The sequence below is a fragment of the Alphaproteobacteria bacterium genome (assembly GCA_037146715.1).
Taxonomy (GTDB): Bacteria; Pseudomonadota; Alphaproteobacteria; order UBA7879; family UBA5542; genus JBAWWO01.
Genome location: JBAWWO010000009.1, coordinates 35,748 through 48,106 on the forward strand (window position 1 = coordinate 35,748; position 12,359 = coordinate 48,106).

Genomic DNA, 12,359 nt, shown 5'->3' on the forward strand with positions numbered 1-12,359 from the left:
AAACCTATATGGGCAAAGATTTTCTATGGCCAAAATATTTTAGCCAAAGCAAAACAAAAACACGACTTAAGGAAACAGCCGTAAACATTGAAATTAAAATACCGGCTGTTAGGGTCACCGCAAATCCACGAACCGGACCATTTCCAAAAATGTACAACAAGACCGCCCCAATAATGGTGGTAATGTTGGAATCCACGATGGTGCTCATAGCCCGGCTGTAACCGGCACTAATGGCAGATAGGGGAGCTTGTTGATTGCGGACTTCTTCCCGGATGCGTTCAAAGACAAGAATGTTCGCGTCCACCGCCATACCCAAAGTCAAAGCGATACCCGCAATACCGGGTAGAGTTAAAGTGGCACCAAGAAGTGTCATGCTGCCCAGCAATAAGACTAAATTGAAAAGTAAACAGAAATTGGCAATGCCGCCAAATAAGGGGCCATAAAACAAAAACATGAACACAACAATCAAGGCAATAGCCATAGTCGTCGCAATTTTGCCAGCCTTAATAGAATCAGACCCTAGTTCTGGGCCTACAGTATTTTCCTCAAGCACTGACAGGGGGGCTGGTAAAGCACCGGCCCGCAACAAGATAGCCAAATTTCTGGCTTCGTCTAGTGAGAAAGAACCAGTGATAATGCCCTGCCCCCCTGGAATAGGTGAATTGATAACCGGCGCACTGATCACTTTATCATCCAAAATAATTGCAAAAGGTTTTCCCACGTTTTTTGTGGTCACATCAGCAAAAACTCTGGCTCCAGGAGCATCTAAACTAAAGCTTACTGCATTGGCGCCGTTTTGATCCAAAGTTGGTTGAGAATCCACCAACATTTCTCCGCTGACCTGAATTTTTTTCTGTGCCAAGTATTTTACGGGAACAGTATTTTCACCTCGTCCAGAATCACCGGACAAAATTTCAAATCCATAGGGGATAGACATTTTGTCATGGTAGTAAACGGAGGGATGCAATAATCGGAAGGTGAGACGGGCCGTTGTTCCCAAAATATCTATGATTTGCTTGGGGTCACTAACGCCGGGCAATTGAACCAAAATTCTGTTCTTTCCTTGTTGTTGAATAGAAGGTTCCTTGGTTCCCATTTCATCAATACGGCGGCGCACAATTTCGATGGACTGTTTAACAGCCCCTTCTTCCCGCTGCTTAAAGACAGAATCGTTTACATGAACAATAACATCTTGATCATTTTCCACTTTTACGGAAACATCTTGGATGATGTAGCGGATAACACTTAAGGCCTTGTCTTTTTGAGACAAGTTGCGCAAGGTAAATTTCAATGAGGTTTGATTCTCTGCCCTTAAATTGAAATAGCCAATGTGGTCTTTTCTAAAAGAACGACGCACTTCATCCAGCAAAGTAGACATATAATCTTTGGAAACGTCTTTTAGGTCAACCTCAAGAAGCAGGGATGAGCCCCCCTGCAAATCAAGGCCCAGGCTAACTTGCTGTTTGTAAAATATATCAGGGAAACGATCTAATGTGTCTTTGGAGAAAAAGGATGCCAAAGAAACCCAAAGCCCTACAAGACAGACTCCGAAAATGATAGATAATCTCCACTGAGATAAATACTGCATGGTTCCTATTTTTTCTTAAGCGTTTTTTTAGGTTTTGTAATGGGACCAGATTCAGCCACAGCCACATCTTTAGATACAAGATTTATAACCATATTGCGCGCCACAAACACACGAACGCCTGTTGCAACTTGAAGTTCCAATTCTGTTTCATTTACTTGAGTAATGACTCCAATAAGGCCACCACTTGTAACGATTTTATCGCCTTTCTTCAAGCCAGCCACCATGTTTTGGTGTTCTTTAGCTTTTTTGCTTTGGGGGCGAATAACCATAAAATACATAACAAGAAAAATTAAAGCGATGGGTAAAAAGGGCATAATTTGTTGCATTACATTGTCTCCATTAAAATATTATCCAGCATTAGCAGATTGCTTTAGGATTTTCAACTATAGATTTGCGCGAGATGTGACGTTTCTATGCCATCTTGCAAAATCACGATCCCCTCGCACAGCATTCCTTCTTTTTAGTTTTTTCTGCGCATTCACAAAGGCGATAAATTCATTTAGAGGCTCTCCTTCTATGATCTGTTCAGCAGCGGCCATTAAGTCACTCATATCTTTCTTTGATGTGCTCGCCAGGTCCACATCCTTCAGAAGTTGGGGATTCAAACTAAGATATTTTCCTCCCAATGCCTCAACCAACATCTTTACAGTTTCTGAGGTATGAGTATTTGGGGCATTCAGCAAAGCATCTATGGTTGTCCCAAAATTTCTACCAAGACCAGATAAAGCGCCTCCTCCAAAAGTGCCAGATCCATAAAATTTATTTTTTTTCAAATAAACGCCAGTACCAATGGAAACAAGATATATTTTTTTGTTTGGCATCAAATCTTTAGCAACCGTTACACCCACTGCAGCGGGATTATTTACCCCAATTCCTCCATCAGTCAGCTTCTTTTTTTCATCACCTACAAATAAGGTGTAGGGCTTAAAATAAGTAGGAGCTGCACTTGTTGCCCGGGCGGCTTGCCACAAGAAATAGTCATCTCTGTGGTTTGCTACGGCGTTTAAGGTGTTAAAGAAAAACGGCGTTCCACGCTCAATATCAAAACTGGTGACAACAACTGGATTAATTGTTTGGGAGAGCGTGGCATTTCCAAAATGAGTCTTCAAATATTCCTCATAGTGTTTTGCGCTATATTTTGCCGTTAAAACCCCGCCTGTTCCTCGTACTTTTCTAAGAAGGCTAGGGTGTGAAAATATTTTTTTCGGAAGGTCTGTGTAAAGCCCAACTAAATCTTCAGCAGAATACTTTGGGTGCCCTAAATCATCGGGAGCATTCAAGAACAGGGCGATAAGCCCTCCGGTTGATGTGCCCACGAAAATGTCAAAAATTTCTGGAATTGTTCGGCCTGTTTCTTTAGCAATGTGGGCAAGTATCTTAGCGGCAATAATGCCCCGAACGCCCCCCCCGTCTAAAGACAAAACAAAAATATAATCCTTACTCTCTAGTTTGTTTTGATAGGAGTCTCTTGTATGATGGGGGGCTGATGACACACAATCCTTACAGTCTTGAAAAAGGCTAGAGGGGTGCCCAAACTGTGTTATGTAAACTGGTTCTATTTCTTGTTTCCAAAACTCTTCATTTTCTGGGTTTTTTGTCGCAGATTTAATAGCGCTGGCATTACAATTAGGGTGGCTTGTTAAAGATCCTGGCTTTTTGGTTTCAAGCAGTTTTTTATAAAATTTAAGGTCCGCACAGGAATATCGGGTAGGAAAAGAATTGGCTGTTAACTGAAAAAGAGTCAAAAATAGAAGTAGACCTAATTTATAATTCATGATGAGCTTCCCTGTTTTTTATCAGCATAAGTCCTTTTTTGTTTTTTTGTCCAGAAGTTTTGACAACCCACCAGGAATTAGTTAGGTTTGAAAAAACAGGGGATTTCATGGTAAAAAGAATTTTTTTTCTATTCTGTTTACATTCTATTATAGGCATTATTTTTAGTTTGGGTTCTTTAGCAAAGCCTAAAAAAAATCAGGTATCTACTACTGAGTGGTGCTTAAAAAATTGTACCAACTCTCAGCAGGAGTGTTACTCTTTATTTCCCGAACGCATGGCCGAATGCCACCAAAAATGTGTCCTTATACAAACTGAACATTCCGATATTGCTAAATGCATCAAGAAAATGGATTCAAAATTAAAAAAAATATCGGACCATCTGGATCAAGACGCTGCTATTCGCGTAATGGTTTCTTATGGGAGTGGAGAGGAAAAAGAAATAGAAAAAAAGAGCATTGCGCTCAGTCGATGGAAAAAAGCGATTACTGCAATTAATAAAATGAAGAAAGAAAATCATCTTAAAAGAATATCGGAAGAGCAAGCACAGCCTTCCCCCATTGTAAAACGAGATATGCATATAGCGCGGCCTCTGTGGGATGATGGAGAAGAAGATATAATAAACCCAAGACCCATTACAACGCCTAGATCTCAACGACGCAAATACCTGACCATGCGCTCGGATGACTCCTTGGATTCCTTTAATTCTGATGAGGGAATTTTTCATAATTTCTCTTGAGGGAACAAAACAAGTGGCAAAAAATGGTATCTTCAGGCTAAACCTGAGAAGCTTCTCTAAAGAGGATATTGCGATTGATAATAACTTTTCTTTTTAAACTTTAAAAAGAAAAGATAACGTGCTATCTTTTCTTTATGGACGGTTTTAAGAAAAGAATTGGCACTTATGTCACACAAAAAACATCAGGGGAAGTTTTTAAGGCTTATGTTCCACCGAAGTTGCCACCAAGCCCCCCTGTAGATTTGGCGAAACTTTACCCCTATCTTGAGAAAGCTACTCTTGCTTTAGCCGAACTGAATAACGTTCATAAATCTATTCCCAACACAGCCCTGTTTATTTACATGTATGTACGCAAAGAAGCGCTTCTGTCCAGCCAGATTGAGGGAACTCAAAGCTCATTCTCAGACTTGATGCTTTTTGAACACCATCAAAAAACTGAAGTATCCTTGGAAGATGTCGAGGAAGTTTCCAATTACGTAAAAGCTAGTAGCTATGGCTTAGAACGGCTGAAAAAAGACTTTCCCCTTTCTCTTAGACTCCTTCGTGAAATTCATGGAGTATTGCTTTCAGGAACTCGTGGTACTGGAAAATTACCAGGAGAGTTCAGACATTCTCAAAACTGGGTTGGGGGCACAAGGCCCGGCAACGCCCTGTTTGTGCCACCTCCTGTTGATCATCTAAATCAATGTTTATCTGATTTTGAGACTTTCTTGCATGATAGTACGCTGCCTGTTCTAATCAAAGCAGGACTTGCCCATGTTCAGTTTGAAACTATTCATCCTTTTTTAGATGGGAATGGAAGACTGGGTCGCCTATTGATTAGTTTGCTTCTGTGCAATGATAATCTTTTAGATGAACCAATTTTATATCTAAGTCTTTACCTTAAACAAAATCGCCAAACTTATTATAACTTGCTACAAGAAGTACGCCTGCATGGGGCATGGGAAACGTGGCTTGAATTCTTTCTAGATGGTGTTCGTAAATCTGCAAAACAAGCGACCAGCACAGCAAATCGTATCAATAAATTATTTGATCAAGATCAGAAAAAAATTGAAACTCTTGGGCGGGCTCGGTTTTCATGCGAACAGGTCCTGGAATATATGAAAAAATTACCTCAGGTGACGGTTTCTTTCGTAGCAACTGAATTAAGCATGACCGCTCCAACCGCTAGAAGTTCTTTGAATCACATGGTTAAGATTGGAGTTTTAGAAGAAACAAGTGGCAAAAAATCCAGTAAGATTTACGTGTATCGTACTTACCTAAATATTCTGGAAGAGGGTGCAGAGCCTTTGTAGCGAAAAAACCTGGCGGAGGGAGAGGGATTCGAACCCTCGATACGGATTTTGGTCCGTATAACGGTTTAGCAAACCGTCGCTTTCAGCCTCTCAGCCACCCCTCCAGATTTGATGTACTACATGTAAAAGTCCCAGCTTGTCTTGTCAATGGTTTTTTCGATTTTCAATGGTTCTTGAGAGCCGTGCCAATCCAGCTTGATGCCCTAATTCCCAAAAGTCTTTACAATCGCTTCTTTCTCTACTCTCCAGAAAGTTCTGTTTTCTCTTTTGAGATGACTTGGCACCAAAGGATCTGTCAAATCAAGAATCCATGGTTTTGTCCCGAATTTTTGGCCCAACTTAAGAGAATTCTCATTAGCTGCATGGGTTGGTATGAAAATATATTGATAGTTTTCAAGGCGCATCAAATCATTCTTTGCAAACCCCTGAAGAGACTCCATCGCATACCCTTTTTTCCAATGATTAGAATCGAACACGACAGCAGCTTCCACAGTGCCGTCATAGGGGTTGCCCGCATCTTGATAGCGATGAGCCCCCACAAAACCAACGAAAGTTTCAGGTTCTGCTGTTAAATAACAACCTCGCCAGCTCAAAAGATTGGCTTCACATCTTTTTTGCGCTCTGCCCAAAAAAACGCGCCATCTTTCCGTGGTTTCTGGTGTATCCGTGCGGGAACCCGCCCAATATTCTAAAACCTGTGGTTGGGAGAAAACAGTTTTTCCAGCTTCAAACAAAGCCTCAAAATTTTCTGCAGTCGCGGGTTTGGCCGTCAAGCGATCTGTCGTGAAAGGTTGGAAAGATTTTTCTGGATTTTTTAGCCGATAAGCATCCCAATCAGCTCCATCAAAGCTGGCAAATACGACCAAGGGAGCAACAAAAGCCAACCATAAAATTGTTAAAGAACGCATTATTTCTCTCCTTCTAGATAATACAACAAGATATATAGGTATCATTTTTAGATGTCAAACAAAACTCTGGCATCTTTATTGGGTTTTAGTATACTCATTCGAATGAAACGTTTCTTGTGTATTGTGTTGATATTCCAGGGGTTGTCTGCCACGGCATCCTCTCAACGGGAAGTCTACAGACTTCTTGATATGTTCAGTGATGCATTCCGGTACGCCCGATCCGAGTATGTTAAGCCAGTATCTGAGGAAACCCTGATTGAGGGCGCCATTCAAGGAATGCTGTCTTCCCTAGACCCTTATTCAGCCTATATTAACCAACAGCGATATCAGGATATGTTGAAGGATATTGAGGGGGGGTACGCTGGTATCGGCATCGAATTTACTCTGGATGGAGACAAGCTGAAAATCATCACTCCTCTAGACAATTCCCCTGCCCACCGGGCCGGTCTAAAAGCAGGGGATATCATCTGGGAAATTAATGGGGAATCTGTTCAAGGTTTAGATCTATTTGAAATTTCAGACCGCTTAAAAGGTCATCCAAAAGAAGCTCTTTCTTTAAAAATAGAGCGGGAATTGACGAACCCTTTTACCGTTAAATTAAAGCGGGAAAAAATCGTTCTGAATCCCATCACCTGGAAGATTGCCCAAAACATGGCCTATGTGCGTCTAAGCAATTTTAATGACGCAAAAACAGCGAAAAAATTCAAGAAAGCCATTGAAACAATTCAATCAAAAATGCAGGGGGCCTTGCAAGGACTGGTTATTGATTTAAGAAATAATCCGGGGGGGATTTTAGACCAAGCCGTCAGCATTGCAGACCTGTTGTTAGATAAGGGCATTATTGTGAAAGTCAAATCCCGCAAAGCTGAAAATGATGCAGCTTATTTGGTCAGCGAAAAACCTAAAATTCTGAAGAATATTCCCATTGTTGTGTTGGTGAATAAGGGGACGGCGTCCTCAGCTGAGATTTTAGCCGCAGCCTTAAAGGACCATGACCGGGCCTTTTTGATGGGATCAAAAACCTATGGCAAGGGGTCTATTCAAACCATTCTGCCCATTCCCCCCGGGTACACGGCTATTCGTCTGACAACTGGGTATTATTACTCTCCCTTGGGAAAATCTATTCAGGGCAAGGGCATTGAACCGCATGAAAATATGTCGGATTCTATTCCAGATGAGGAAGTGTTGAGCCGGGCTTTTCACACATTGTTATCCTTGAAAAAATGACCAGTACTGTTCTTTTGATTTCAGATGACCAGGTTTTAAAATTATGCCTCCAAGAGTATCTACAAACCGACTACACTATAGTCACGAATTCTGAAAAAAATGTGGAAGTTATTATTTTAGACGAACCCCAGGAATCTCATCTACAGAAAGCCCATCAACAATTTCCTCATGCCCTTTTAGTTGTGCTATTACCCCAGGAAAAATCTTTAGACTTTAAACATTTTCCCGTAAAATTTCTCGAAAAACCTTTTGCCCTGCAGGACTTGAAAAAAAGTTTGACCCAGGAAGATAAATCCTCCGTTTTAGTCATTGGTAACTTTAAGCTTTATCCTAGCAAGAGACGGTTGGTTCATTCGGTAACTCAAGCCATTGAGTATTTGACGGAAAAAGAGGTTGATATTTTATCCTTTTTATATCACCATCCGAATCAACTCTTTTCAAAAGAAGAATTGCTAAAGCAAATTTGGAACTATGGGCCCACCATGACAACCCACACGCTAGAAACTCATATTTATAGGCTGCGTCAAAAGTTAACGCCGGATTTGCTTGTGAACCAAGAAAAGGGGTACAGCCTATGCCTTTAAAAACCTTGTTGCCTTTTGATATGATTTGCATGGGGCTCTCGGTCTTTGGTCTATCGATTTTTCTGACCCGCTGGATGATGCGTATGGGCATTCACGATCACCCGGTTAAAAGATCTTCCCACACAACGCCAACTCCTCGCAGTGGTGGTGTGGCTATTGCCCTTAGCTTTGCCGGGGGAATTCTGTTTTTGCTAGCCCGTCAATATCTTAGTTATATCTCTCTGACTCGCTTAATCACCTTGGGGGGCGCCATAGGGGTTACTTGTTTTTTTTCCTTGAAAGATGACATAAAGGGGCTTTCCTTCCTGCAAAAATTCATTGTACAGGCCCTGACGGGGTGCGCTATCGTCATGGTTGGTTTATCCATTTCTGAAATTCCCTTGCCCTATTTTGGTGTGGTTCCCTTAAAAGCTTTAGGCGGTGTTTTGTCTGTTTTCTGGATTATCTTTTTCATGAATGTCTTTAACTTTATGGATGGGCTCAATGGCCTTGCCAGTGGCGTTTCTATTATTGCTTCCCTATTTTGCACCATTATTAGTTTCTTGTTCATGGAACAATCTATGTTTTATCTTAGTTTGACCTTGTTTTTTGCAACGCTGGGATTTTTCATCTTTAATTTTCCCAGGGGCAAAATTTTCATGGGGGATGTGGGCAGTCAATTTCTGGGGCTTATTTGGTCCATTATGTTGTTTATTCCAACACAAGAATTAAGCCCTATTTCTATTTATACAATTCCTCTGCTGTTCTTTTCCTTTATCTATGATGTCAGCATTACAGTTGGTCGCCGTATCTGGAACAAAGAAAGTTTTTGGTTAGCCCACCGAACGCATTTGTTTCAGCTGCTGAACCGGCTGGGCTATTCCCATAAACAAGTTACGTGCTTGCATTTATGCATGGCTATGCTACAAGGAATGGGCGCCATTTGGATGCAATATTTAGAACCCACCCATCAGATTTTTATGTTTATCCCTTATTTTGTTTTGATGGTGGGGTATCACGCGTGGATCTTTAGAGCTCTTAAGAAAAGAATTTTGCCATATCGCAAAAAAAGAAAGAAAAAGAAATGAAAGTACGTTTTGCCCCCAGTCCCACTGGGTATATGCATGTGGGAAATTGTCGCACGCTTTTGATTAACTGGCTATTTGCCCGCCATCACGGAGGGGTATTTTTGCTGCGTCTAGACGATACAGATCGGGAAAGAAGCGAAAAAAAATATGAAACTGCCTTGTTAGAAGATATTGCTTGGCTGGGCTTAGAGTTTGACGCCTATGAACGGCAGTCTGACCGCTTAGAGCGCTATAAAGAAGGTGCAGAAATGTTAAAGGCGTCCGGGCGCCTTTATGCTTGTTATGAAACGCCTGAGGAATTAGAATTTAAAAGACGCCGTCAAATTTCCCGCGGCATGCCCCCAATTTATGATCGGGAGGCCCTGCAGCTAACCGATGCTCAAAAGACGCAATATGAAAAAGAGGGTCGCAAGCCACACTGGCGCCTTTTATTGAATGACGCCCCCATCGATTGGGAGGATTTAATTCGCGGGCCAATCCATTTAGAGGGCAGCAAACTAAGTGATCCCGTTCTGGTACGCGAAGACGGATTTCCTATTTATACGTTGGCTTCTGTTATTGATGACATGGACATGAATATTACCCATATCATTCGGGGGGAAGACCATCTGACCAACACAGCCGTTCAGATTCAATTATGGCGCGCCCTGGGCATTGCCGACGGGACTATTAAGTTCGGGCATCTTTCCCTGCTGGCTAATGCCGACGGGACTGAACTTTCAAAACGACTGGGTAGCACAAGTATTCGCGATTTCCGTGCCCAGGGAATCTTGCCTATGGCTTTGAACAGCTTGCTCGCGAAATTAGGAACATCTGACCCAGTTCAGGCCTACGATTCATTGGACGCCCTTGTGAACCATTTTGATATTTCTAAATTCGCCAAGGGAACGCCCAAGTTTTCGATGGAAGATATTACCCACATGAATAAAAAAGTGATTCATACTCTGCCCTATGAGAAAGCTGTTGAGTATAGCCATTTTTCTTCTATGGATTCTCTGTTTTGGGAAGCTGTGCGCCCTAATTTAGAAAGCTTGAATGAAGTTGAAATGTGGTGGACTATTTGTCGTGGGACCGTTCGTACATTTGTGGCAAACGAAGATAAAATTTTTATTCGGGAAGCCTTAGCCTCTTTGCCTCAGGGGCCATGGGAACCAATGCCTTGGAAAGAATGGCTCCACCTTTTGAAAACCGTTAGTGGGCGCAAAGGGAAAGAACTTTTCATGCCGCTCCGCGCCGCTCTGACCGGGCAAGACCATGGTCCTGAACTTCAGGGGCTGGTTGAGCTTATGGGGCCAGACCTTGCTCGCAAGCGTTTGGAAGGGGCCTTACTCTAGATCTTCTTCTTCCTCTGAGTCGTCGCTCTCTGGAGCTTCCCCTGCTTCTCCCTCTGAGTCGTCGTCTTCTAGATCTTCCCTTGCTTCAGACAACAGTTCTTCAATTCCTTCTAATTCAAGATTTGGACGTAATTTCTGTATGTTGCGTAATAAAGGTTTTAATAAATCTCTATCAGCAATACTCAAAACTAGGCCATCGTCCTTCTCGTGTAGAGCCAAAAAGTTCAAATTAGGAACAATTTCAGTATCGTGTAAAGCTTCGATTATTTTTATTAATCCGCGGGCGGTTGCTTTATTTCCCGTTAATTCTAAACACGTTAACTGGGGAAGGGCTGCAAGTTTTCCTATCAAAACATCAAAAGCATCGTTATTAAGATCATTATATGCCAATGATAACTGTTTTAAGCTAGGAAGATTTTGAAAAATTTCCATAAGTTTTTTAATATGTTGCACACTAAACTCATTGTCGTCTAAACGGAGGTTTTCTAAAGCAGAGAGGTTTTTTGATGCTCCATACAAACTCTCGATACCGGCAGCACTAATTTTATTGTGTCCAAGCGTTAATTTTTCAACTTTAGAAAGCTTCTCTGGCTGTAGAAGTAACTTGGCAAGTCCCTCATTGCCCATGGCCATATCGTCTAGTAAAAAGACCTTTAAGTTCGGGAATTCTAGAAGGATAGGAATTAAAGCACTTACATGTTTTGGGGCCTTGCGTATTAAAGCAGAGAGGCCTAAAGAAGTTATATTATCAGAATGATGCCGCAATAAATCCCTAACAAACTCGACAGCCGTTCCCATTGAAAGCTTATTATCACTTATGTCCAGCTCCGCCAGTGCAGGGAATTTTTTTTCTTCCCCTAGTAGTTTAACACTATCTGCAAGGCAATTGGTTGATAGATCTAATGACTTTAGTCTAGGACAATTTTCTGAAAGGATCTCTAGCAAAACACAGCCTGTCTTCGCAGAAAGATAATTGCCGGCTATACTTAATGTTTCTAGATTATGAGCACAAGAAATCCCTTTAGCGAGCTGGCTAAACGCCTGGAAATGATTCTTTTTCAGAACAGATGCCTGACTAGGGTCTATATCCTGCAAGTCCTTCATAGGATATATCTCCTCTAACTCTAGGCTTTTCAAGTTAGGCAAAAAGGGTAAAGCATAGCTTAAAGAGTAGACCCCACTAGGCCCAATGTTGTTACCGTTTAAAGTCAAGCTTTCTAGTTTAGTAAGCCTTGAAAACTCTATAAATATTTTTTCGGGATTTTTTCCTGAAAAGATGGCACTAGTAATAGTATTTCTTCCTATGTCTAGATCTTTTAAGCTAGAAAAATGTTTAAACAGAGACGTCAATACTAGAAACATGGCATTTCCCATCTCGCAGCCTGCTAAGTTAAGAGTATGTAGGTTATTAAACTCTCTTAAAGGGCGCAAAAACCCTATAGGTAAACCAGTTTCTTCTTTTCTGGTTACAGAAAGTATATTAGGGAATAAACGGCTTGGGTCATGAATAACAACTTTAGGCACCCCTTGTAGAACTGTTAAATGTTGGACTAGAGCCGCATGTCTCATGCCTCGGCAAGTACTCCGCAGTCTGGACAAATCTTTTTGTGGCAAAAAAGACATGATATGAAGACCAATTTCCGCCGGTATTCTGAAAATGGGAGCCTCTTGATCGTGCTCTGGTGCGACCCATGAAGCTACGGGTCTAACATACGGAACAATTGAAAGCGGATTCTCAGGATTTTCAGTTCTGCGTCTTTTTGCAGGGGCTTCCTCATCTCCATCTCTTTGGGGCCTTGTTGCATAAGTAGGGGTGGTGTTCGTGGTTGAAGGAGAGAGCTAAA

The 12,359-nt window shown here is 41.7% G+C and carries 11 protein-coding genes and 1 tRNA gene; 6 read left to right on the top strand and 6 right to left on the bottom strand.

The annotated features are described in order from the left end of the window. Positions 1 to 4: 4 nt before the first annotated feature. Genes secD through WCG05_03925 form a run of 3 tightly spaced genes read right to left on the bottom strand, consistent with a single transcriptional unit; the run spans position 5 to position 3,363 of the window. Positions 5 to 1,588 carry a protein translocase subunit SecD gene (gene secD, locus WCG05_03915; protein ID MEI8321139.1) on the bottom strand — a complete coding sequence of 528 codons (1,584 nt, stop codon included), beginning with the start codon at positions 1,586 to 1,588 and terminating at the stop codon, positions 5 to 7. 5 nt (positions 1,589 to 1,593) lie between these two features. After that, a complete protein-coding gene (gene yajC / locus WCG05_03920) occupies positions 1,594 to 1,914 on the bottom strand; it encodes a preprotein translocase subunit YajC (protein ID MEI8321140.1) in 321 nt (106 codons plus the stop codon). Positions 1,915 to 1,971: 57 nt separating this feature from the next. Next, positions 1,972 to 3,363: a patatin-like phospholipase family protein gene (locus WCG05_03925; GenBank protein MEI8321141.1), complete on the bottom strand. Its 1,392-nt coding sequence runs from the start codon at positions 3,361 to 3,363 to the stop codon at positions 1,972 to 1,974. 107 nt (positions 3,364 to 3,470) lie between these two features. Here WCG05_03925 and WCG05_03930 point away from each other — a divergent pair, with 107 nt between their 5' ends. Together WCG05_03930 and WCG05_03935 are read left to right on the top strand one after the other, a co-directional pair. Further along, the gene (locus tag WCG05_03930) at positions 3,471 to 4,100 is read left to right on the top strand and encodes a hypothetical protein (protein ID MEI8321142.1); all 630 of its coding nucleotides are present in this window, start codon (positions 3,471 to 3,473) and stop codon (positions 4,098 to 4,100) included. A 134-nt stretch (positions 4,101 to 4,234) separates the two neighbouring features. Then, positions 4,235 to 5,395: a Fic family protein gene (locus tag WCG05_03935; protein ID MEI8321143.1), complete on the top strand. Its 1,161-nt coding sequence runs from the start codon at positions 4,235 to 4,237 to the stop codon at positions 5,393 to 5,395. A gap of 10 nt (positions 5,396 to 5,405) precedes the next feature. Here WCG05_03935 and WCG05_03940 read toward each other — a convergent pair. Then, positions 5,406 to 5,499, bottom strand: a tRNA-Ser gene (locus WCG05_03940). Positions 5,500 to 5,598: 99 nt separating this feature from the next. Next, on the bottom strand, positions 5,599 to 6,303 hold the full coding sequence (locus WCG05_03945; protein MEI8321144.1) for a GNAT family N-acetyltransferase: 705 nt from the start codon (positions 6,301 to 6,303) through the stop codon (positions 5,599 to 5,601). A 102-nt stretch (positions 6,304 to 6,405) separates the two neighbouring features. Here WCG05_03945 and WCG05_03950 point away from each other — a divergent pair, with 102 nt between their 5' ends. From WCG05_03950 to gltX, 4 genes are read left to right on the top strand one after another with little or no spacing between them, the layout of a single operon-like run. Next, positions 6,406 to 7,530, top strand: a complete 1,125-nt coding sequence (locus WCG05_03950; protein MEI8321145.1) for a S41 family peptidase — start codon at positions 6,406 to 6,408, stop codon at positions 7,528 to 7,530. Continuing rightward, positions 7,527 to 8,114 carry a winged helix-turn-helix domain-containing protein gene (locus WCG05_03955; protein MEI8321146.1) on the top strand — a complete coding sequence of 196 codons (588 nt, stop codon included), beginning with the start codon at positions 7,527 to 7,529 and terminating at the stop codon, positions 8,112 to 8,114. The genes WCG05_03950 and WCG05_03955 overlap by 4 nt, the downstream gene beginning before the upstream one ends. Further along, positions 8,105 to 9,181, top strand: a complete 1,077-nt coding sequence (locus WCG05_03960) for an MraY family glycosyltransferase (GenBank protein ID MEI8321147.1) — start codon at positions 8,105 to 8,107, stop codon at positions 9,179 to 9,181. The genes WCG05_03955 and WCG05_03960 overlap by 10 nt, the downstream gene beginning before the upstream one ends. Next, positions 9,178 to 10,515, top strand: a complete 1,338-nt coding sequence (gene gltX / locus WCG05_03965; protein MEI8321148.1) for a glutamate--tRNA ligase — start codon at positions 9,178 to 9,180, stop codon at positions 10,513 to 10,515. Before WCG05_03960 ends, gltX begins: the two co-directional genes overlap by 4 nt. Here the strand turns inward: gltX and WCG05_03970 are convergent. Beyond that, a complete protein-coding gene (locus WCG05_03970; GenBank protein ID MEI8321149.1) occupies positions 10,507 to 12,237 on the bottom strand; it encodes an F-box/LRR-repeat protein in 1,731 nt (576 codons plus the stop codon). The two genes, gltX and WCG05_03970, sit on opposite strands and share 9 nt — an antisense overlap. Positions 12,238 to 12,359: the final 122 nt, after the last annotated feature.

Excerpts from the sequence above, each read along its gene's own strand:
- secD (MEI8321139.1), bottom strand. The coding sequence starts at position 1,588 with ATGCAGTATTTATCTCAGTGGAGATTATCTATCATTTTCGGAGTCTGT.
- yajC (MEI8321140.1), bottom strand. The coding sequence starts at position 1,914 with ATGCAACAAATTATGCCCTTTTTACCCATCGCTTTAATTTTTCTTGTT.
- WCG05_03925 (MEI8321141.1), bottom strand. The coding sequence starts at position 3,363 with ATGAATTATAAATTAGGTCTACTTCTATTTTTGACTCTTTTTCAGTTA.
- WCG05_03930 (MEI8321142.1), top strand. The coding sequence starts at position 3,471 with ATGGTAAAAAGAATTTTTTTTCTATTCTGTTTACATTCTATTATAGGC.
- WCG05_03935 (MEI8321143.1), top strand. The coding sequence starts at position 4,235 with ATGGACGGTTTTAAGAAAAGAATTGGCACTTATGTCACACAAAAAACA.
- WCG05_03945 (MEI8321144.1), bottom strand. The coding sequence starts at position 6,303 with ATGCGTTCTTTAACAATTTTATGGTTGGCTTTTGTTGCTCCCTTGGTC.
- WCG05_03950 (MEI8321145.1), top strand. The coding sequence starts at position 6,406 with ATGAAACGTTTCTTGTGTATTGTGTTGATATTCCAGGGGTTGTCTGCC.
- WCG05_03955 (MEI8321146.1), top strand. The coding sequence starts at position 7,527 with ATGACCAGTACTGTTCTTTTGATTTCAGATGACCAGGTTTTAAAATTA.
- WCG05_03960 (MEI8321147.1), top strand. The coding sequence starts at position 8,105 with ATGCCTTTAAAAACCTTGTTGCCTTTTGATATGATTTGCATGGGGCTC.
- gltX (MEI8321148.1), top strand. The coding sequence starts at position 9,178 with ATGAAAGTACGTTTTGCCCCCAGTCCCACTGGGTATATGCATGTGGGA.